General features: G+C 75.5%; 19 protein-coding genes and 1 riboswitch. Of the genes, 9 read left to right on the top strand and 10 right to left on the bottom strand.

The genetic code is table 11. The features are described 5' to 3' along the window. Positions 1-4: 4 nt before the first annotated feature. Complete coding sequence (locus MXD59_RS16185; RefSeq protein ID WP_248825556.1) at positions 5-1,135, bottom strand: pentapeptide repeat-containing protein; 1,131 nt, start codon at positions 1,133-1,135, stop codon at positions 5-7. A 131-nt stretch (positions 1,136-1,266) separates the two neighbouring features. Then, positions 1,267-1,414, top strand: a riboswitch (cobalamin riboswitch). Positions 1,415-1,664: 250 nt separating this feature from the next. Here MXD59_RS16185 and MXD59_RS16180 point away from each other — a divergent pair. From MXD59_RS16180 to MXD59_RS16165, 4 genes are read left to right on the top strand one after another with little or no spacing between them, the layout of a single operon-like run. After that, on the top strand, positions 1,665-4,430 hold the full coding sequence (locus MXD59_RS16180; protein ID WP_248825637.1) for a VWA domain-containing protein: 2,766 nt from the start codon (positions 1,665-1,667) through the stop codon (positions 4,428-4,430). Further along, positions 4,427-5,035, top strand: a complete 609-nt coding sequence (cobO, locus tag MXD59_RS16175) for a cob(I)yrinic acid a,c-diamide adenosyltransferase (RefSeq protein ID WP_163550841.1) — start codon at positions 4,427-4,429, stop codon at positions 5,033-5,035. The genes MXD59_RS16180 and cobO overlap by 4 nt, the downstream gene beginning before the upstream one ends. Next, complete coding sequence (locus MXD59_RS16170; RefSeq protein WP_248825555.1) at positions 5,029-6,672, top strand: cobyrinic acid a,c-diamide synthase CobB; 1,644 nt, start codon at positions 5,029-5,031, stop codon at positions 6,670-6,672. Before cobO ends, MXD59_RS16170 begins: the two co-directional genes overlap by 7 nt. Continuing rightward, positions 6,653-7,180, top strand: a complete 528-nt coding sequence (locus tag MXD59_RS16165; RefSeq protein WP_248825554.1) for a cobalamin biosynthesis protein — start codon at positions 6,653-6,655, stop codon at positions 7,178-7,180. Before MXD59_RS16170 ends, MXD59_RS16165 begins: the two co-directional genes overlap by 20 nt. Before the next feature lie 44 nt (positions 7,181-7,224). On the opposite strand, the gene MXD59_RS16160 is transcribed toward MXD59_RS16165, so the two are convergent. After that, on the bottom strand, positions 7,225-7,848 hold the full coding sequence (locus tag MXD59_RS16160) for a TetR/AcrR family transcriptional regulator (RefSeq protein ID WP_248825553.1): 624 nt from the start codon (positions 7,846-7,848) through the stop codon (positions 7,225-7,227). A gap of 112 nt (positions 7,849-7,960) precedes the next feature. Between MXD59_RS16160 and MXD59_RS16155 the strand changes: the two genes are divergently transcribed. Then, positions 7,961-8,935 carry a TIGR03620 family F420-dependent LLM class oxidoreductase gene (locus tag MXD59_RS16155; protein WP_248825552.1) on the top strand — a complete coding sequence of 325 codons (975 nt, stop codon included), beginning with the start codon at positions 7,961-7,963 and terminating at the stop codon, positions 8,933-8,935. Positions 8,936-9,031: 96 nt separating this feature from the next. On the opposite strand, the gene MXD59_RS16150 is transcribed toward MXD59_RS16155, so the two are convergent. Next, positions 9,032-9,343, bottom strand: coding sequence for a helix-turn-helix domain-containing protein (locus MXD59_RS16150; RefSeq protein WP_248825551.1), 312 nt, complete (start codon positions 9,341-9,343; stop codon positions 9,032-9,034). Between the two features lie 100 nt (positions 9,344-9,443). Here MXD59_RS16150 and map point away from each other — a divergent pair, with 100 nt between their 5' ends. Together map and MXD59_RS16140 are read left to right on the top strand one after the other, a co-directional pair. Beyond that, positions 9,444-10,202, top strand: a complete 759-nt coding sequence (gene map, locus MXD59_RS16145; protein WP_248825550.1) for a type I methionyl aminopeptidase — start codon at positions 9,444-9,446, stop codon at positions 10,200-10,202. Positions 10,203-10,747: 545 nt separating this feature from the next. Beyond that, positions 10,748-11,902: a hypothetical protein gene (locus tag MXD59_RS16140; RefSeq protein WP_248825549.1), complete on the top strand. Its 1,155-nt coding sequence runs from the start codon at positions 10,748-10,750 to the stop codon at positions 11,900-11,902. 108 nt (positions 11,903-12,010) lie between these two features. Here MXD59_RS16140 and MXD59_RS16135 read toward each other — a convergent pair whose 3' ends face one another. The 3 genes from MXD59_RS16135 to MXD59_RS16125 all read right to left on the bottom strand — a co-directional run bounded on the left by MXD59_RS16135 (position 12,011) and on the right by MXD59_RS16125 (position 14,002). Further along, on the bottom strand, positions 12,011-12,436 hold the full coding sequence (locus MXD59_RS16135; protein WP_248825548.1) for a PPOX class F420-dependent oxidoreductase: 426 nt from the start codon (positions 12,434-12,436) through the stop codon (positions 12,011-12,013). A gap of 359 nt (positions 12,437-12,795) precedes the next feature. Continuing rightward, complete coding sequence (locus MXD59_RS16130) at positions 12,796-13,257, bottom strand: hypothetical protein (protein WP_248825547.1); 462 nt, start codon at positions 13,255-13,257, stop codon at positions 12,796-12,798. A 169-nt stretch (positions 13,258-13,426) separates the two neighbouring features. Next, entirely contained in the window at positions 13,427-14,002 is a 576-nt protein-coding gene (locus MXD59_RS16125; protein WP_163550583.1) for a TetR/AcrR family transcriptional regulator, read from the bottom strand. A gap of 172 nt (positions 14,003-14,174) precedes the next feature. On the opposite strand from MXD59_RS16125, the gene MXD59_RS16120 reads away from it, so the two are divergent. Further along, the gene (locus MXD59_RS16120; RefSeq protein WP_248825546.1) at positions 14,175-15,530 is read left to right on the top strand and encodes an MFS transporter; all 1,356 of its coding nucleotides are present in this window, start codon (positions 14,175-14,177) and stop codon (positions 15,528-15,530) included. A 227-nt stretch (positions 15,531-15,757) separates the two neighbouring features. Here the strand turns inward: MXD59_RS16120 and MXD59_RS16115 are convergent, their stop codons facing one another. Beyond that, positions 15,758-16,600: an alpha/beta fold hydrolase gene (locus tag MXD59_RS16115; RefSeq protein ID WP_248825545.1), complete on the bottom strand. Its 843-nt coding sequence runs from the start codon at positions 16,598-16,600 to the stop codon at positions 15,758-15,760. Between the two features lie 45 nt (positions 16,601-16,645). On the opposite strand from MXD59_RS16115, the gene MXD59_RS16110 reads away from it, so the two are divergent. Next, positions 16,646-17,158, top strand: coding sequence for a MarR family winged helix-turn-helix transcriptional regulator (locus tag MXD59_RS16110; protein ID WP_248825544.1), 513 nt, complete (start codon positions 16,646-16,648; stop codon positions 17,156-17,158). Between the two features lie 97 nt (positions 17,159-17,255). Here the strand turns inward: MXD59_RS16110 and MXD59_RS16105 are convergent, their stop codons facing one another. From MXD59_RS16105 to MXD59_RS16095, 3 genes are all read right to left on the bottom strand, one after another. After that, positions 17,256-18,557, bottom strand: coding sequence for a lysophospholipid acyltransferase family protein (locus tag MXD59_RS16105; RefSeq protein ID WP_248825543.1), 1,302 nt, complete (start codon positions 18,555-18,557; stop codon positions 17,256-17,258). A 69-nt stretch (positions 18,558-18,626) separates the two neighbouring features. Further along, positions 18,627-20,330: a lactate racemase domain-containing protein gene (locus MXD59_RS16100; RefSeq protein WP_248825542.1), complete on the bottom strand. Its 1,704-nt coding sequence runs from the start codon at positions 20,328-20,330 to the stop codon at positions 18,627-18,629. A 106-nt stretch (positions 20,331-20,436) separates the two neighbouring features. Then, positions 20,437-21,054: zinc-binding dehydrogenase (locus tag MXD59_RS16095; RefSeq protein WP_248825541.1), on the bottom strand; the 618-nt coding region annotated here is incomplete at its 5' end.

The raw sequence follows: 21,054 nt of genomic DNA, 5'->3' as shown, positions 1-21,054 counted from the left end.
TTGGTCAGCGCGGGGTGCGCCGGCCGCGGCGGCGGTCACCTGCTGGTCGGCCGCGTCCCCGTCCCCGTGGCGTGGCCGACGGAGCTGGCGTGCTGCCGGTGCTCGTGGTGTCCGCCCTGGCCGTGGTGGGCCAGTGGGTGGGGTGGTCGAGACCGGTGGGCAGGCGGGTGGTGGCGTCGCCGCGGGCGGCGGCGAGCTGCATCGGGGTGAGGAACCACGCCCCGCGCAGGTCCGCGCCGCGCAGATCCGCCCCGCGCAGGTCGGCGCCGCGCAGATCGGCGCCGCGCAGGTCCGCGCCGTGCAGGTCGGCGCCGAGCAGCAGACGTCCGGTGAGGACCACGCCGCGCAGGTCCGCGCCGGCCAGCCGGGCGCCGATCAGATCCCCGTCGCGGACCCCGCGCCCGCCGGCCCCGCGGGTGCCGGCGTCGTTCGGGCCGGCCCGGCCGGTGGACGGGGCGGCCGGGCCGCGCAGGACGGCGCTGGCCTCGGTGAGAGCGAGATGGACGGTGCGGCGGTGGAGGTCGAGGTCGACGGCGCGCAGCCGGTCCGCGTCCGTGGTGGTGGTCAGGGTGAGGGTGGCGGTGAACAGTTCCCGCAGGCGGGCGGCCAGCGCCGCGGTGTCCGAACCCGACGGGTCGAGGGCGCTCAGGGCGGCGCCCAGGTGGTGAAGCGACTCGTGTAGGACCCGCAGGACCCCGAACACGGCGAACATCGCCGGCGCGTCGCCGGGATGGGTCCGCCAGGAACGGCCGGCGAAGGTGACCTGGGTGGTCTGCTGGCCGGCGCCGAGACAGTCGAAGGCGACGCAGCCGGCGAAACCGCGTCCGGTCAGCTCGGTGTGGATGCCGCAGCGATGCTCGCCGTCCAGATGCCGGCAGGCGACACCGGGGGGTTTGCTGATCGGGAAGTCCGCGGACGCGGTGAACCCGGGCATCACACAGCACAATCCCGCGCATCGGGCGCAGTCGGCGCGCAGCCCGGCCCGTACCCGCGCCACGTCCACCAGGGTGAGCGTGACCGCCGTGGCCCGGCCGGCGGCCGGGACGGACCCCGTGGCCGTCCCCGCCGTCCCCGTCGCCTCCGGGTCGGTGCAGGCGGGTGCGGGGGGTGGGCCGTCCGGTCGGGGGGTGGACACGGGGGGTCTCCTTCGCCTCGTCCCACCGGGAGCGCGGCACGTCGGCGGGTCGGGCCGGCAGGTGGGGCCTGGACGACGACGCCACCGCGGCCTGGCGGATGTGACATGCTGGCGGACGCGACAGCTAGCGGAGGAAGCCGGTGCGAATCCGGCGCGGTCCCGCCACTGTCACCGGAAAGCGCCGCCCTCCACGTGCCCTACAGCCACAGGGGCAGGTCACGACCGCCAGCGCGGTTGGAAGGCCGACGGCGGCGCGCGGGATCCGGGAGCCAGGATACTCCGGCCGTCGCGATGGACGACCACGGGCGAGGACCTGGGGAGGACCAGCGGCATGCCAGCACCACCCACAGCACCATCCGGTTCCACAGCACCACCCGGTTCCACAGCAGCACCCGGTTCCGCGGAACCGGCCACGGCCCTCCCGTCTGGTTGCGCGCAACCGTCGAGTGTCACCACCTCGCCGGCGGGTCGGGCCGATCCGTTCGCCGCGGACCGGGTCGGCGGGTTCCCGCTGGCGGCGGTCGTCGGGATGGACGATCTGCGGCTCGCGTTGCTGCTCAACGCGGTCAGCCCGGCACTCGGCGGGCTGCTGGTGCGCGGGGAGAAGGGCACGGCCAAGTCGACCGCGGTCCGCGGGCTTGCCGACCTGCTCGCCCCGGTCGAGGTGGTCCGCGGCTGCCGGTTCGCCTGCGCCCCGGCCGCCCCCGACCCGCGCTGCCCGGACGGACCGCATCCGCCCGCCTCCCCACCCGGCGCGGACCCCACGTCCACCTCGTCCGCGTCCACCTCGCCGGTGGCCGTGTCGGTGGTGCGGCCGGTGCGGCTGGTGGAGCTGCCGGTCGGCGCGTCCGAGGACCGGGTCACCGGCAGCCTCGACCTGGACCGGGCGCTCGCCGACGGGGTGAGTGTGCTGCGTCCGGGGCTGCTGGCCGCGGCCCACCGCGGCATCCTCTACGTCGACGAGGTGAACCTGCTCGGCGACCATCTCGTCGACGTCCTGTTGGACGCGGCCGCGACCGGTGTCGCCCACGTCGAACGCGACGGGGTGTCCGCCCGGCATCCGGCGCGGTTCGTGCTGGTCGGGACGATGAACCCCGAGGAGGGTGAGCTGCGCCCGCAGCTGCTCGACCGGTTCGCGCTCACCGTCACCGTCGCCGCCAGCCGTGACCCGCGGCTGCGCGCCAAGGTGGTCCGTCGCCGCCTGGCCTACGACGCCGACCCGGCCGGGTTCGTCGCCGCCTGGGCGCCCGCGCAGGCCCGCCTCGCCGCCCGGGTGGCCGCCGCCACCGTGCGGCTGCCGGCGGTGACCCTCACCGACGCCGCGTTGGACGCGATCGCCGCGATCTGCGCCGGCCTCGACGTCGACGGGATGCGCGCCGACGTCGTGCTGGCCCGCACCGCGCTGGCGCTCGCCGCCTGGTCGGGACGCGACACCGTGCGCGCCGCGGACCTGCGCACCGGCGCCCGCCTCGCCCTGCCGCATCGGCGCCGCCGCGGCCCGTTCGACGCCCCCGACCTCGACGACGCCACCCTCGCCGCGGTCCTCGCCGACGCCCTGGCCGGCCTCGATGACGCCGTGGCCGCCGAAACCGCCGCCCGTGAGCAGGCCGAGGCCCGCCGCCAGGCCGGCGCGTCCTCGAACGCCGCCACCGCCCGCCACCCCGACACCGGGAACAGCCCCGAGGATCCTGATGGGTCGGAGGGCCCCGGCGGGAACGACGACGGCGATCACGATGAGGACGGTCCCGACGGTCCTGGTGGATCTGGCGGGTCTGGGGGACCCGGCGGGTCCGGTCAGGGTCCGGGAGACGGTTCCGCGGAACCGGGCGGGATGACCGACACCGGCGACCCGGACACCGGCGACCCGCGGGCCACCACCCCCTACGACCTGGACAATCCCTACGATCTCGACCCGGACGGTGATCTTCTCACCCCGGACGACCACGACCTCGACACCGCCCGGGACGCCGCCCGGCCCGGTGACAGCGCGCAGCCTGGTGATCCCGAGCTGGCCGCTGCCGGCGCGGATGCCGACGCCCCGACCGTGGACACCCTGGCCGACGACCCGCGGGCCGCCGCACCATCCGGCGCCCACCCGCCGGGTGCGGGTCGCCCCGCTTTCCCGCCCCGTCCCACCGGGCCCACCCTGGCCCCACCCGGGCAGCGCGGCCGACACGGCGCCGCCACCAGCACCGGCGGGGACGGCGGTGTGGGCCTGCCGGGACGGGCCACCGCGACCGGGACCGCCGCCGCACCGGGAGCGCTGTTTCGGCCGCGGACGCTCACCGTCGGCGGACTCGGCGCCACCTCGTCGGCCAGCGGACGCCGTTCCCCGGCGCGCACCACCCGCGGCGCGGTCGTCGCCACCAGTGCCACCGCCCCCGGCCTGCACCTGCCCGCCACCCTGCTCGCCGCCGCCCCCCACCAGCACGCCCGCGGCCGCCGCACCCCCCCGTCCACCCCGGACCTCACCCCGGACGTCACCCCGGGCAGTGTCCCGGGTGCCCTCCCGGAGGCCTCCCGGGGCGGCGGCCAGGGTGGGGGGAGGGCGTTGCGGCTGGTGCCGTCCGACCGGCGCGGCGCGCACCGTGTCGCCCGCGAAGGCAACCTGGTGCTGTTCTGCGTGGACGCGTCCGGGTCGATGGCGGCACGGGCCCGGATGACCCTGGTCACCACCGCGGTACTCGCCCTGCTCGTCGACGCCTACCAGCGCCGCGACCGCATCGGTCTGATCACCTTCCGCGGCGCCGGCGCCGAGGTGGTGCTCGCCCCCACCTCCAGTGTGGAGGCCGGCGCCGCCCGCCTGCACGCCCTGCCCACCGGCGGACGGACGCCGCTGGCCGCCGGCCTGCTGCGCGCCGGGCAGGTGCTCACCGCCGAACGGCGCCGCGACCCGTCCCGCCGTGCCCTGCTCGTCGTCGTCACCGACGGACGGGCCACCGCCGGCGGCGACCCGCTGCCCGTCGCCCGCGCCCTGCGCCGCAGCGCCCCCACGGCCCTGGCCGCATCCGCAACGTCCGGCGCCCACGGCGGCGGTGGGGGGCGGGGGACGGCCGCGGGTGGGCTGGCCAGTGTCGTCGTCGACTGCGAGACCGGCATGATCCGGCTGGGTCTGGCCGCCCGTCTCGCCGACGCCCTCGGCGCCCGGACCATCCCGCTCGACGCCCTACCCCTGCTGCACCCACCCGCCCCACCCACCCGACCGGCAGCACCCGCAGCCGCCGCCCGGCTGGCCGCACCAGCCCCGCCGGCCCCACGGGCCGTCCGCGTCGAGATCAAGGAGCCGTCCCGATGAGTCCGCAGGGGGTGCCGTCCACGGTGCCGGACGACGGGCTGACCACCCGGGCGCGCCGCGGCCGGCCGCTGCTGATCGTGCACACCGGCGACGGCAAGGGAAAGTCGACCGCGGCGTTCGGTCTGGCGTTGCGCGGCTGGGCGCAGGGCTGGCCGATCGGCGTCTTCCAGTTCGTCAAGTCGGCGAAATGGCGCATCGGTGAGGAGAAGGCCCTCGAGACACTGGGGGAGTCCGGCGCCGGCGGCACCGTCACCTGGCATCGGATGGGCGCCGGATGGAGCTGGATCCAGAACCGCGTCGACCCCGCCGGTGACCCGGCCGCGGCCGCCGCCGAAGGCTGGGCGCAGATCCGCCGCGACCTGGCCGCGCAGACCTACCGGCTCTACGTCCTGGACGAGATGACCTACCCGCTGCGCTGGGGCTGGCTCGACCTCGACGAGGTCGTCGACACCCTGCGCACCCGCCCCGGTGCCCAACATGTCGTCATCACCGGCCGGGCCGCCCCGACCCCCCTGCTCGACGCCGCCGACCTCATCACCGAGATGACCAAGGTCCGCCATCCCATGGACGCCGGCCAGAAAGGCCAGAAAGGCATCGAATGGTGACCGGCCCGACGCGCCGCCTCGACCTGCCCCGGCTCGTGCTGGCCGCACCCACCTCCGGCGCCGGCAAGACCACCGTCGCCACCGGACTGATGGCCGCGCTGGTCGCCCGCGGCCTGCGGGTCAGCCCACACAAGGTCGGCCCCGACTACATCGACCCCAGCTACCACACGCTGGCCACCGGCCGACCCGGACGTAACCTCGACGCCGTCCTGTGCGGACCGCAGCGGCTCGCCCCCCTGTTCGCCCACGCCGCCGCCGGCACCGACATCGCCGTCGTCGAAGGCGTGATGGGCCTGTTCGACGGGGTCGCCACACCCCGCGCCGGCGAGCAGGCCGACCACGCCTCCACCGCCCATGTCGCCCGCCTGCTCGACGCCCCCGTCGTCCTGGTCGTCGACGCCTCCGGGGCGTCCCGGTCGATCGCGGCGCTGGTCACCGGCTTCCGGATGTTCGACCCGCGGCTGCACCTGGCCGGTGTCATCCTCAACCGGGTCGGCTCCGCACGCCACCGCCGGCTGCTCACCGACGCGCTGGCCGACATCGGCATGCCCGTGTTCGGCGCGCTGCCCCGCGAGACCACCGTGCACACCCCGTCCCGGCATCTGGGACTGGTCCCCGCCGCCGAACGCCGCCCCGCCGCGGTCGCCGCCGTCGACCGCCTCGCCCACCTGGTCGCCACCACCTGCGACCTGGACGCCCTGCTGCGCGTCGCCCGCGCCGCCCCACCCCTGCACACCCCCACCTGGCAGCCCGCCGAAGCCCTCACCACCCCCGCACCCTCGCCCTCCCCGATCCCAGCCCCGACTCCGGCTCCGGCTCCGGCTCCGGTCCAGGCTTCGGCTTCGCGGCCGCCGTCGCCGCGCACAGGAGGACGGCCGGTGCGGGTCGCGATGGCCGGCGGGGCGGCGTTCACCTTCGGCTACGCCGAACACGCCGAACTGCTGCGCGCCGCCGGCGCCGACGTCGTCACCATCGACCCGCTGCGCGACGAGAGCCTGCCCGCCGGCACCGACGCGCTCATCCTCGGCGGCGGTTTCCCCGAGGAACACACCGCCGACCTCGCCGCCAACCTCCCGCTGCGCGCCGCGATCGCCGCGTTCGCCGCCGCCGGACGTCCCATCAGCGCCGAATGCGCCGGCCTGCTCTACCTCGCCACCACCCTGGACGGCGTCCCCATGTGCGGGGTGCTCGACGTCGCCGCCGTCATGGGCCCCCGCCTCACCCTCGGCTACCGCCACGCCATCGCCGCCACCGCCAGCCCCCTGACCCCCGCCGGCACCCCGCTGGGCGCCCACGAGTTCCACCGCACCGTCCTGCCCGCCCCCGGCACGGCGACCGGGGCCGCCTGGTGGCTTCCCGTCGCCGACGACCCTCTCCCACCCGCCCGGGACACCACCGCACCCCGGGGTGACACCGCGCCCCGCGGTGGCGGCGCGGCCCGGGGCGGCGGTGGGGAGACGGCGACCCGGTGGCGTGCCGAGGGCTTCGTGCGCGGCCAGGTCCACGCCTCCTACCTGCACCTGCACTGGGCCGGCCAGCCCGACATCGCCCGCCGCCTGCTCGAGGCCGCCCACGCGACCCGCCCCGCCCATCCCGCCGACACCGGACATCCCGCCGATGCCATCGACGCCGCCTGAGCTGCCTGAGTACACCGGCGGCCCCACCCCGCGCGGCCCGCAGACCAGGACCCCACCCGGGAACCCGCCGCCCCACCACAGCGCACGCGATCTCGTGGTGGGCATCGGCGCCCGGCCCGGGGTGCAGACGCGGGAGGTCCTCGCCCTCATCGACCACGGCCTGCGCGCCCTGGGCGCGTCCCCCGCGTCCGTGCGGGCCCTGGCCACCGTCGACGTCCGCGCCCGCGAACCCGGCCTGCGCGGCGCGGCCGCCCATCACGGCTGGCCGCTGATCGCCCACCCCGCCGCACTGCTGGCCACCGTGGACGTCACCCACCCCAGCGCCGCGGCCGCCGCGGCCCTGGGCACCCCGAGCGTGGCCGAAGCCGCCTGCCAACTCGCCCTGCCCACCACCTCCACCCGGGCCGACACCGTCGCACCGTCCCCGGGACGTCTCGTCCTGCGCAAACAGACCAGCCCCCGCGCCACCCTCGCCATCGCCCGACACCCGAACACCGGATGTGCGTAGCCGACATCCAGGTCAGCCCACCGACCGAGCGGCACCGGCCGACATCACCGACCTGCCCGGATGCCGTCGGTGTGCTGGTAGCGAAGGCCGTCGAGCAGCAGCGCGCGCAGACGGTCGGCCTCCTGCGTGGCGGTGGGGGTGCCCTGGGTGGCCCAGCGCAGGGCGTTGACCGCGCGCAGGATGTCCCGGGGACGGGCGTCGCGGCGGATCGCGCCGGCCTGCTGGGCCCGGGTGAACAGGCGGTCCCAGGCGGCGAGCATCGCGTCGCATCCCCGGGCGGCGTCCACCGCAGGCTCGAGCAGGGTGGGACGCAGCGAGTCCGCCATCCCCTGGAACAGCGCCAGGTGGCAGGCGAACAGATCCAGCCAGGTGGTCAGCGCCGCGAAGGCCCCCGAGGCGGCGCAGGCGTCGAGGAGACGGTCGGCCTCGTCGCGCAGCGTGTCATAACGGTCGCCGAGCACGGCGTCGACCAGGCTGGCCCGGTCGGGGAAGTGGCGGTACAGGGTGCCGACGCCGACACCGGCCCGACGGGCGATCTCCGCGGGGGGCGCGTCCACGCCCCCCTCGGTGAACGCGGCGCGCGCCGCGTCGAGCAGCCGGCGACGGTTGCGTCGCACATCAGCCCGCGCCGGTGCGGCGTCCGGGGTGGCCCGCTGCGGCGCGCTCATGGTCATCCCCTCGGCATTGCAAAACGGAACATGTTTCCGTAGGGTAGCCGATCAAATCGGAAAGCTGTTCCGTTTTTTGGTCGGCGTTCCGGCGCCGCCGTAGGAGGTTCGGGTGACCACGACAACAGACGGGTTCCGGGCACGGCTGGGACGCTTCGGCGTGTGGCTGGCGCCCGCCCCGGTGCTGGGAGCCACCCCCGCGGCGCTCGAGCGGGAGCAGGTCGCCCGCATCGAAGCGCTCGGTTTCGGCTCGGTCTGGGTCGGCGAGGGCGCCCACGGCCCCAAGGAGATCTTCGCCCACCTCGCCCTGCTGTTGGCGGCCACCGATCGTCTGCTCGTCGGCTCCGGGATCGCGCGGGTGGGCAACCGGACCCCGGCTGCCATGCAGGCCGGCGCCGCCACCCTCGCCGAGGCGTTCCCCGGCCGGCTCCTGCTGGGCCTGGGCGTGGGGATCACGGCCAACACCGGCGACCCGCAGGATCCGCAGGTCCCGGCGGCCCGCGCCACCTCGGACGCGTCGCCGGTGGCGGTGATGCGCCGCTACCTCGACGCCATGACCGCGGCCGCCGACACCGACGCCGCCGCCGGGGGGCTGGCCGCGCCGTTTCCCCGCCTGCTCGCCGCCCTGGGCCCGCGGATGCTCGCCCTGGCCCGCGACCACGCCGACGGCGCCCACCCGTTCTCCGTACCGGTCGCCCACACCGCGCTCGCCCGCGAGATCCTCGGCCCGGACAAGCTCCTCGTGCCCGAACAGGTCATCCTCGACGAACCCGACCCGACCGCCGCCCGTGCCCTGGCACGGCGCCACCTGGCCGCAGGCAGCCCCACCTCGCCGTACACCAGGAACCTGCGACGTCTCGGCTACGGCGACGACGACTTCGCCCACGGCGGCAGCGACCGGCTCATCGACGACCGTTTCGCCCACGGCGACCCGGCCGCCCTCGCCCGACGGCTCACCGAACACCTCGACGCCGGCGCCGACAGCGTCCTGATCCGCGTGCCGGCCCCCACACTGAACGCCGCCGTCGACACCCTCGCCAGACTCGCCGACGCGCTACCCGACGCTTCCCTCCCACAGCACATCTGATCACCACACCCCGGCCACCGCATGGCCGGCCCCGAGGCGCGGACAGGCCACTGATCGTCTCCGGGTGACTGGATCGTCTCCGGGTGACGTCCGCGCTCAGGCCGCGCCGACCCTCGCCCCGGGGACCCGCGCGTCCCGCTGCGACGCCGACTCCGCCTCGGCGGCCGCGACGGCACACGCGTCGACCAGGACGTCCAGGGACACCCCGAGGGTGGTGGCCAGGGCGACCACGGTGAAGAACGCCGGGGTCGGAATCCGCCCGGTCTCGATCTTGCGCAGGGTCTCGGCGGACACCCCGGCGCCGGCCGCCACCGCCACGATGCTGCGCTCACCGCGCGCCCGGCGCAGCAACGCGCCGAGCCGCTCGCCACGGGCCCGCTCCGCTGTGGTCAACGCCGTCCGCACCATACCCCCGATAGTAATACCGGTATAGTTATCGCCGCACGGTCGGCTGGACGGGCATCGGGGCACAGGACGCGGGATGGGTGGGCGGGACGCGATGGTGGAGATGAAGACACCGCAGGCGATCGAGGCGATGGCGGCGGCCGGGGCGGTGGTGGCCCGGGCGCTGGCCGCCACCCGGGCGGCCGCGGCGGTCGGGGTCACCCCCCGCGACCTGGACGCCGCCGCCCACGCGGTGATCCGCGAGGCGGGAGCCCTCTCCCCGTTCCTGCACTACCAGCCACCGTTCGCGCCCAGCCCGTTCCCGGCGGTCATCTGCGTGTCGGTCAACGACGTGATCGTGCACGGCATCCCCGGCGACACCCCGCTGCGCGCCGGGGACCTGGTCAGCGTCGACTGCGGCGCCACCCTGGACGGCTGGACCGGCGACGCGGCGATCAGCTTCACCGTCGGCGCGGCCCGTCCCGACGACACCGCCCTCATCGACACCACCACCGCGGCCCTGCACGCCGGGATCGCCGCCGCCGTGCCCGGGGGGCGCATGGGAGACATCGGCGCCGCCATCGCCACCGTCGCCCGCGCCGGCGGCTACGGCATCCTCGAGGGCTTCGGCGGGCACGGCATCGGCCGGCACATGCACGAGGACCCGCCGGTGCCCAACGAGGGCCGTCCCGGCCGTGGCCTGCGGCTGCGTGAGGGCCTGGTCCTCGCCCTCGAACCGATGCTGCTCGCCGGCGGGCGCGACACCTTCCACACCGATCCCGACGGCTGGTCGTTGCGCACCCGCGACGGCAGTCGCGCCGCCCATGTCGAGCACACCGTCGCCATCACCGCGGACGGACCCCGCATCCTCACCCGACTCTGAATCCACGGCTGACCCGCGCCGCATTGCGACAATGGCGCACCCGACAATGGCACCAATGCCGGAAACAGTGCCAATCCGTTCCGTCGGCGCCCGGGAATGGACACGACGCCCGCGGATGACAGGACCCGCCACCCCACCCGCCCAAATATCGGACATTATTCCCAAATCTGGCACCATGGTGGACGGAGCGAAGCCGTGGCACACCGGGGCGCGCCGGAACCGGTCACCATGGGTGCCGCAGGTGGTGCGATGGGTGCCCGTCCGGGGGGTGTGGCGTGCGGACGGGCCGGGTTTCGGGAGGTCGGAGATGACAGAGTCGGGGGTGCGACAACCCCCGAACGGGTCCCCTTTGAGACATGGCCCCCACCCATGCTGTCCGCAAGAGGAACAATGTCCCGGATGGATACCGTGGGGACGAGTCGGCTTTCACCAAAGCCCTGTACAGACCCCCCCGCGCACGCGATACCGTGCCGAGCGTCACCTTGTCGACACCCGCTGCGGCGCGTATCGCACTCCACCACCCGGAACGCGAGGGGAGGCTGGGCATGGACTCCGCCGAACGGCCAGGCACCGGTGCCGGTGCCAGCAGCGGCACCGGTCGCGGCAGCGGCAGTGGTGCCAGCGGTGGCAGTGGAGGTGCCGCGGGCAGGAGCAGGGGCATGGGCGCCGAGGGCGTAGGGACGGCGGCCGCGGCCACCAACCCCGACGACTGCGACGGCGACACCGGCGACGCCGACTGTCCGCCCACGCACACCACACCTGAAGGCGGCTTCGGCCTGCCCGACCGGTACGGCCTGGCCGCCGCCGCCCGCGCCGCCGCCATGATCTCCCGGGAGATCGCCTACGCCGACCCCGACCCGCTGGCGCTGAGCGAGATCGACGAACGGCTCTACCGCTACGCCACCACCCTGCTCAGCGCCTCCCACACCGACCTGCTCGGCCCCGTCATCGGTGACTGGCGCCGCGTCACCGCGGCCCTGGGCCGGCGGCTTTCCCCCGCCGTGCACTGCGAACTCACCCGCGCCGCCGGCTACCTGTCCTTCTGCCTGGGCTACCTGGCCGCCGACACCGGCGACGACACCAGCGCCCGCCGTTTCGCCACGCTGGCCGCCCAGTACGCCGACCATCTCGACGACCGCCTGCTCGCCGGCACCGCCCACAGCCTCGACGCCTTCGTCGCCTTCGCCGACGGCCGCCTGGACGCCGCCCGCGCCGCCGCCGCCCGCGCCGCCGCCGTGCGCCATCCCGCCCTGCACGGCTGGGCCGCCGCCCAACAGGTCCAGATCGCCGCCGCCACCGGCGACGAACCCGCCCTGGAAGCCGCCCTGTTCGCGCTGCGCGACCGCCCCAGCGTCCCCGCGCTGCGCACCCCCGGCTGGCCCCCGTTCGACGAGGCCCGCGAGGCCTGCGTCGTCGCCGACGCGATGTGGCGCCTGCGCGTGCCCGGCGCCCGCTCCGCCGCCCGCCGCGCCGTGGCCCTGACCACCCCCGACACCCTCGAACGCGGCTGGGCGCTCGGTTCCCTGGCCGCCACCCTCGTCCACGACGACCCCGCCGCCACCGGCGCCGCCCTCGACGAGATGGTCGCCATCCTCGACCTGCGCCCCTCCCGGGTGCTCGCCGGCCGCGTCCACGAGATCCTGCTGCTCATCTCCGCCCCACCCCTGACCGGCACCCCCCGCCCCACCGGCCTGGGCTGACCACCCCGCCGCTCCGGACCGACCAGGTCCTGGCTGGTCGGGTTCGGGCTGGTCGGGTTCGGGCTGGTCGGGTCCTGGCCGACCGGGCCTGGGCTGGTCGGCCGCAGGTCAGTCGGCGACGCCCTGCTCGGCGACGATCGAGGTGGGCGTGAGCCGCACCAGCAGCTCCCCGGGCACCCCGTTACGCGCCCCGTAGGCCGGCGCCGCCGCCGCACCCATGTACCGGGCGGCGATCCGCGTCGCCCACACCCGCACCTCGTCCAGATCCTCGCTCAGGCGCACCGTCCCCGCCACGGTCACGAACGCGAACGGCGGCGCCTCGTCATCCACACACAGCGACGCCACCCCCCTGCGTGCCAACGACCGGCCCTTCACCGAGGACGCCCCGGTGTTGAACACCACGTCCTCGCCGTCGAGCAGGAACCAGATCGGCGCCACATGCGGACGCCCGTCCGCCCGCACCGTCGCGAGCTTGCCCGTGCGCGTCCCCGCCGACACGAACGCCCGCCACCGCCCCGCCTCCATCGCCACCATGGCCGGCACCCTACGCCGCGTCCCCGCCCCCTGCCGCCGCCTTCCGTCCACCCCAGCGGCATCCGCGTCCGCGCAGGAACACCCGGGCAGACCCCGTGGGGGCGGCCAAGATGCGCAGGTGTCGGGTCGGGGCCTCACGCCGAGGGTTGTGAGGCGCCATGCCGAGGGTTGTTCGGCGTGGCGAGGTCCCCATCCCCGACCAGCCCTCGGCATCTCATGGTCACGGCCGCTGACGGGGCCCCACCCGACGTCCACGACAGGCTGCCCAGCCGGGCAGGGCACGGCAGATGCGGCAGACGCAGCCCGTCCACCGACCCCGGCTGGGCCCACCGACCCCCGTTCGGCGCGGGGTGGGATGCTCACGCGGCGGGGGTGAGACCGGCGGAGGCACGCAGCCGGTCGCCGCGACGTACCAGCAGACGTTCGGCGAGCGCGTCGGCGCGTTCGATGTCCTCGAGCGTGGCGTGGGTACGCGACTCGACCTCCAGCAGCGCCGCGAGCAGCTCCACGGACAACCGGGTCCGCGCCGCCACCCGCGCCACACTCGGCGGCAGCGCCGTCCCCGCGCCGCGGACCACCCCCCTGCGCGGCGACGCACCGCCGGACGAACCCGCACCGGACGCGGCCGCACGCGCGCCCACCCGACGCGACGACACCGGACGGGGTGCGCCCGCGCCGGCGGCGATCGCAGGGACACCGGCGTCGGAGACCGCGGAGGCGGCGACGGGGGAGGCGGCAACGGGGGACGGCGTGGAACGGCGACGGTGACGGGTGGACAGGTGCAGCGAGGCCATGCACCAGTGATACCGCAGCGCATACACACCGCCACCCCTTGACTTCCCGGCGCCACGCAGGATCAGACCTTCTCCACAGGACGTCCACAGGCGCACGCCACGTTACCCACCGCCCCATCGACACCCTTATCCACATGTCGATCATCATGTGGCCGGAATCACACCATCGGGGCCGTCAGGGGGATGCCCGCCACGGTCACCCGGCGGCGGTCACCGTGGGAGCGAGGGCGGTGTCGACCAGACGCCGCACATCGGCGGCGGCCAGCGGCGCGGACGCGAACAGCACGCTGTAGGTGATCGGCGCCATCACCGTCTCGACGATCCGCGCCACCGGCGGCACCCGCTCACCCCGGCCCCGCGCCCGCTCGACGATGATCCCCAGCTGCGCGCGGACATACGCGTCACAGCGGCCCGCCGGCAGCTCCGGCGCCGACGAGGCGGCCACCACGTCACGCAGCACCGCCCGGCCCGTCGGCGACGACACCTCCTCGAGATACCCCCCGACATAGGCCAGCAGATCCGCGCGCAACCCCCCGGCGTCGACGGGGGGACGATCCGGGCGCAGCCGTTCGGCGGCGACATCGGCCAGCAGCTCGGTGAGATCCCCCCAGCGCCGGTACACCGTCGACGGTGTCACTCCCGCCCGCGCCGCCACCCGCGGCACGGTGATCTCCCCGCGGGGACGCTCGGCCTGCAACCCCCGCACCGCCTGGTGCACCGCGGCCTGCACCCGCGCGCTACGCCCACCCGGACGCGGACCCTCGGGACTCACGTCTCGAGCGTAGTGCACAACCCCCCGCCCCACGCGAAATCTTTGCGTTAACGGGTGGGGTGGACTACCGTCCCCACTAACGCAAACTTGTGGCTTTAACGGGTTGGCTGTGACGGGCCGGATGGTGGCCCACACCCCGCCAGATGCCCGCCGTCCGGTGGAAGGGACCCCGATGCCCGTGCCCCCCACACTGCCCACCCTCGCACCCGACACCCACGCCACCGGGCACGTGCCGGCGGGCACCCAGCCCCCCGCGGGTTCCCGCACCGGCCTGCCCCCGGGGCCCTCGACGTCGGCGGGGCCCTCGAGGCCGGCGGGCGGCAGGCTCGCCGGCCGGCTCGGGGCGGGGGCCAGTTTCGCCCTGGCCGCCTCGATGCTCACCTCCTTCCTCGCCTCCTCCGTCGTCCCCACCCCCCTGTACGCCGTCTACCAGGCGCACTGGGGGTTCTCCCCGATCACCCTGACCGTCGTGTTCGGCGTCTACGCCCTGGCCGTCCTGGGTTCCCTGCTCGTCGCCGGCGGCCTGTCCGACCATCTCGGGCGCCGCCCCGTGCTGCTCGCCGCCTGCGCCGTGCAGATCCTCGCCCTGGCCGTGTTCGTGCGCGCCGACGGCGTCGCGGCACTCGTGGCCGCCCGCGCCGGGCAGGGCCTGGCCACCGGCACGGCCATGGGCGCCCTCGGCGCCGCCCTGCTGGATCTGCACCCCACCCGCGGCGCCCTGTTCAACGCCGCCGGTTCCTTCGCCGGGACCGCGCTCGGCGCCACCGGCTCGGCCCTGTGCGTCGCACTGCTGCCCGCGCCCACCCGGCTCGTCTACCTGCTTCTGCTCGCCGTCGTCGCAGCCCAGGCCGCCGGCGTCCTGGTCATGACCGAAACGTCGCCCCGGGTCCCCGGGGCGCTGGCCAGCCTGCGACCGCACCTGAGCCTGCCCGCCCCGGTACGCCGCGTCCTACCCGCCGCCGGGCCCTGCCTGGTGGCCACCTGGGCCCTGACCGGCTTCTCCTTCTCCCTCGGCCCGGCCCTGGCCCGCCGCGTCGCGGGCGCGGGCGAGGCCACCAGCCGCCACGCGATCCTGCTCGGCGGCCTCGCCGTGCTCGCCCTGGCCGGCACCGCGGCCCTCACCGTCGTCCTCGCCCGCACCGCCCCGGCCGCCACGATGATGCTCACCGGCCTCGTCGGGCTCATCGTCGGCGTGGCCCTGACCCTGCTCGCCGTCGCCGCCGGGTCCACCACCGCCCTGTTCACCGGCACCGTGCTCGCCGGCGCCGGCATCGGCGCCGGCGTCCAGGGCAGCCTGCGCGTCGTGCTGCCCCTGGCCGCCCCCCACGAACGCGCCGGTGTCCTGGCCACCGTGTACGTCCTGTGCTACCTCGCCCTCGGCGTACCCGCCGTCGCCGCCGGCTGGCGGGTCACCCACGTCAACCTCGAGCAGACCAGCCGCGAATACGGCCTGGCCGTCATCGCCCTGGCAGCCCTCGCCCTCACCGCCCTGCTGCGCCTCCACCTGCGCCGCCCCGACCCGGTCTGAACCACGGGCAGCTGGCCGCGGAAGAACCTTCTGGCACTGGGTCGACCCGGCGATCGGCTGGCGGCGTGCGCATAAGGTGCTCCACCCCGGCGGGTGGATGGCGCTGCTCGGCCACGTGGTCGTGCGCCGCCCGGGCGAACCGCAGGTGTACGCCGAAACCGCCGACCTCCACCGCCTGGCCCCCCGCAGCGGATGAGGCCAGACCGGCGACACCCGCGGCGCGGGAGCTAACCGAAGAAGTCGAGCAGGGCCGGGGCGATCACATCGGGACGGCCACGTTCGTCACGGTTCTGGGTGACCCCGTGCCGGTGGCCGGCGAGGGTGACCCGGCGCGCACCGGGGATGACCGCGGCCAGACCCGCCACCGCCGTGCGCAGATACGGCCGGGTCGCGGCGCAGTCCACGAGCAGGACCGAACCGCTGATCGCGGCGAACTCCGCGAGACGGTCGGCGTTGTCCCGCACGACGGCGAAGTCCACCGCCAGCGCCGCGGCCTGCGCCCGCCGCGGCGCGGAACGCAGCATCGGACGCGAAAGCGCCGCCAGCACACCGACCGGCAGCCCGAACAGCCACGGCGGCCCCATCTGCGCGATCTTCAGACTCAGCCCCATCATCGTCGCGAGATCACCCGCGGCGACCGCCGCGTCCAACCGGGGCGCCAGATCAAGACGCATCGAAGCGTCCACCGACAGCGGTGGTTCGAACAGGGCCAGACGGTCGATCATCCCCGGATGCGCCAGCGCCGTGCGCGCGGCGATGATCGCACCGGAACTGACCCCCAGCACACACCGGGCACCGGTCGCGGCGAGCACCGCACGCAGATCGTCCACCTCCACCGCGGTCCCCGCCGCCCGCGGGTAGGGGCCGCTGGCACCACGCCCGCGCCGGTCGACCAGATGGACGCGGTGCCCCGCGGCGAGCAGCCCGGCCAGATCCGCCTGACTGCCGCCGTCCTGCATCGCGCCGTGCACGACGACCAGCCCCGGGCCCGCCCCGAGGCTGCGACACCCCAGCGGCGTGCCATCGGCGGCCCGCACCACACTGTCAGCGACGTCCACACTCCCAGCCACCCTTTTATCTTAGTCACTAAGATATCTGGATGTCACCATGGAACGGTGACCAACGACCCGGACACCGAGCTCCGGCAGGACCTGATCGAACGGCTGCGGCTGCTCGGCGAGATCGACTCGACCCAGACCGCCCTGTTCCACCAGCGCGCCGCCGCCACCTACGGCCTCGGCGTCACCGACATGAAAGCGCTGAGCATCCTGCTGCGCGACGGACCGCAGACCGCCGGCTCCCTGATGAGCCAGCTTGCCGTGACCTCCGGCGCCGTCACCGGGGTCATCAACCGCCTGATCGCCCAGCAGCTCGCCCACCGCCAGAGCGACCCGCACGACAAACGCAAGGTCGTCGTCACCGTCGACCTCGCCGGCCTGGCCGCCCGCGACAACGTCTACCTCGGCATCGGCGCCGCCTTCGACCGGCTCCACGCCACCTACACCACCGACCAGCTGCGGTTCCTCATCCACCACCTGGAAACCGCCATCGAGATCACCCGCGAGCGGACCGCCGCCCTGCACCCCGGCGCCGACCCGCCCACCCGCGGCCCCCGCCGACACCCCTGACCGCCCACCCGACCAGCGGCACCCTTGCTCCCACCAGCGACGCCGACGCCGGCCGGCAGGGGGCGCCGTGACCCGGTAGCACCGGAGCAGGCGACGCTCAGCGGCGCCAGGGGGAGCGGGAGGTGTGACGCGGCACGGGTTCGGTGGCCGCCCAGATCCGCCGCCAGCGCGCCCCGGGTGTGCCCGGGGCGCCGCGCAGCCGGGCGTTGACCGACACCGCGCTGCCCGTGGTCGGCCGGGTGCCACCGCGACGTCCCAACGCGCGTGGCGCTCCCACGCCGACCGCGACATCCTCCTGCGCGACACCCGGCTCCACCACACCCGGCTCGGCGGCGGGCTCGGCGGGGGGGCGAGACACGGGAACCGTGGGGGAGCCGGCGACCCCGGCCGTGCCCGTGACATCAGCGGAGGTGTCCGCGGCCGGCGGGGCGGCCTCGGCCAGGGCGGCGCGGGTCGACTCCCACCAGGTCGTCGCGTCCTCCGCGCACAGACGGTCCACCTCCGCGGCCAACCGGGCCGTGAACGTGCGCACATCCTCCCCGTCCACCGGACGCATCGGCGCACCGAAACGCACCGTCACCTGCGGACGACCCGGCACCGGCCAGCTCCGGCCCCGCGGCATCGCCGCATACGCCCCCCGCACCCCCACCGGTACCACCGGCACCCCGGCGTTGATCGCCAGATACGCCGCGCCCAACCGGAACCGGCCGCGCGCCCCGTCCTTCGACCGCGTCCCCTCCGGGAAGATCACCAGGTTCCAGCGGTCACGCAGCAGATCCAACGGCATCGTCGAGGGCACCCCACCGCTACGGTCGATCGGCACCGTCGCGAACGCCAACGCACTCGACGCCCCCCGCCACACACTGCCGAAGAAGTAGTCGGCCGCCGCCGTCACCGCGGTCCGGGACCGCACCCGCGGCGGCAGCGCGCACAGCAGCATCGGGGCGTCCAGATGACTGCTGTGATTCGACACGATGATCACCGGGGTGTCGCCGACGGTGTCGAACACGTCCGCGCCGAAACCGTCGACGCTCAACGTCGTGTGCAGCAGCGGGCTCATCACCCCGCGCAGGAACACCCCCCGCGTCACCCGCGCCGCCCCCGACCGCGCCCATCCCGTCGGGAACTCCCGCGCCGCCGACCGTCCCGGCCCCGCGACCCGCACCGGCCCGGCGACACCCCCCGAGCCCGCCGACCCGGCCTCGGCCGACGCCCCCACACCGGACCCGGCGTCCGCCTCCGACCCGGAGTCCGCGTCCGACGCGGCGTCGGACGCCGCGTCGGAGGCGGCTGCGGCGATCACCGACGGCGGCGCCTCGACGGGCCGCGGCCAGCCACCGGCCGCCCGCAGCTCCCGCGCCGCCTCCCGCAGCCCCACACCCCGCCGTGGCCTACCCATACCGCTCATCCCCGCCTCTGCCGATCTTGACCCGCCGACACACACCGTCCACCCGCCTGCGCCCGGCCCTCACCGGACATCCGCGACCAGCCGCGGCGGAGCGTGCAGATAGGTGACCGACGGATCCCGCCCGACCGACCCGGACACGATCTCCAACGCGTCCGCCAACGTCGACGCGGCCCGCAACCCCAACCGCGCGCACACCACCCGATCCCCCCCGACCACCACGACCTCACCCAGATACGCCCGCCCCGGCGCCGTCTCATACCAGCGGTGGAACGGATGCACCCCGGGCAACGCCAACGACGACCGGTACAACGACTCGTACCACGGATCGGTGGCGTACTGACGTTCGAACTTCGCCTCGATCGTCGCCGGCTCGTGCGACTCCGCCAGCACCTCGGCGTAGAAATCCACATACGACGGCTGATGCACCTGCGAGAACCGCGCCGCCATCGGATGGTAGACGATCATCGCACCATGCTCGCGGACCACCGGCCGGCCCGTGTGCCGACCCAGCACCTCCGCGAGCGCCCCATGCGCGCCCAGCACCGCGTCCCCGGCACCCGAACCGTGGTGCACCCCGAACGGCGCCGACCCCACCACCAGCACATCCGTCTGGCCCTCGACACCGACCCGCTGGCCCCCCTCGACCAGCGCCCACGCCGCCTCGGTGACCGCCCGCACATCCCCGGCCCCCACCGAGGTGACCGCATAGTCAGCGGCCGTCTCCTGCCACACCCGGCGTCGCGCCCAGCCCCCGAGACGGTCCAGCCCACGCGCGGCGGCCAACGCCATCACCTGATCGGGCAGCGACCACTCCCACTCACGTCCGGTCAGGAACCCCGCCGCCGCCGGACCCACCGCCGCGTTCACCGTCGCCGTCACCGCGAACACCGGCACCGCGCCCGCCAGCACCCCACCCAACCGGCCCAGCACCGCCCGCGACCCACCCCCGGCCACACCAGCCACCTCCGACAAGCCAGGGGAGCCGGAGACACCCACCGTCCCAGACGAGCCGGACGGGCCGGGGGAGCCGGACGATGCGGCCGCCTCGGACACACCGGGGGAGTCGACCGGGGTGGGGGAGGAGAACCAGCCGGCCGCATCCCGCATCGCCGCCGACACACTGCGCGCCGCCCGCAACGACCCGTACGACGCCACCCCCGCCGCCAGACCCGCCAGACCCCCCACACCCGGGTCCTGCACCACCTCCACCGAGATCAGCAGATCCGCCTCGGCGACCGGCCGGGCCACCCGCAGCACCTCCCCGGCGCCGCTGACCCCCACCTCCACCAGGTTCGCCTCGTCGAACGCGTCATGACAGGCCAGCCGCTGCGGCCAGAACGAACGGAACACCCGCTCACCCACCAGCGCCTCGACCTCCGCCGCCGACCGGCGCCGCCCCAACCCGGTGGCCACCACCAGCCGCACCTCATCGACGCCGGCCGCCGCCACCACCGACAGCACCCGCTCCAGCAGACGCGCCCGCACGTCCACCCCGCGCATCCGCGGCGCCGGCACCCCCGCATCCGAGACCACCAGCACCAGCCGCAGCCCCGGACGCAGCAACGACACCAACGGCGCACTGCCCACCGGCGCCGCCAACGCCGCGTCCACCGCGGCCCCCACCGCGTCGACCCCCGGCCGCGGCAACGGTGGATACACCACCCGCGTCCCCACCGGGAAACGCTCCAACAACACCCCGTCGCCCTGGTGCACCAACAGCGGAGGAGTCCGCTCGTCCACCTCGAGCACGAACCCCGGTCTCACCGACGCACGTCCTTTTCCGTCCGCCGCATGAAGTCACCCTCCACACGGACCCCGACACCACCGACCTTGCCAGCCCCCGACCCTGCCAGACCCCCCCGACGGCCCGTCACCCGCCCACCGCCGGATCGAACGCGACCCGCACCACACCCGTCCGCCGGGCCCGCAGCGCATGATCCACCGCCTCCCGCCAACGCGACAGCGGATACACCACCCCCACCACCGCATCCAACCGCCGATCCCCGGCCAGCTCCCACACCCGCGCCGCCACCCCGCCCGCGGCATCACCCGCCCCGACAGCATCGCCGGTGTCCACATCCCTGTCGCCCACCCCGCCCGCACCGACCAGCGTCAGACCACGCGCCCACACCGGAGCCAGATCCACCCGACCGGACGGCACCCCCACCAGCACCACCCGACCACCCGGACGGGTCGTGCGCACCGCCACCGACAACCCCGACGCCCGCCCCGACGCCTCAAACGCCACATCCACCCCACCCAGCAGAAAATCCTCGCCGCCGCGCGGCGCCACCCGCACCGCCCGCGTCACCCGACGCACCCCCGCCACCGCCGCCGCCGGCCCCACCACCGACGACGCCCCGAACCGGGCCGCCATCCCCGCCGCGAACGCCCCACCCCCGGTCACCACCGCCACCGCACCGGCCTCACTGAACGCCCGCAACGCCAGCACCGTCGCCAACCCCACCGCCCCAGCCCCCACCACCAG

The sequence above is a fragment of the Frankia umida genome, from assembly GCF_023242945.1.
Classification (GTDB): domain Bacteria; phylum Actinomycetota; class Actinomycetes; order Frankiales; family Frankiaceae; genus Frankia; species Frankia umida.
The sequence above is the reverse complement of the archived record's forward strand: the minus strand, read 5'-3'. Positions and strand labels throughout refer to the sequence as shown.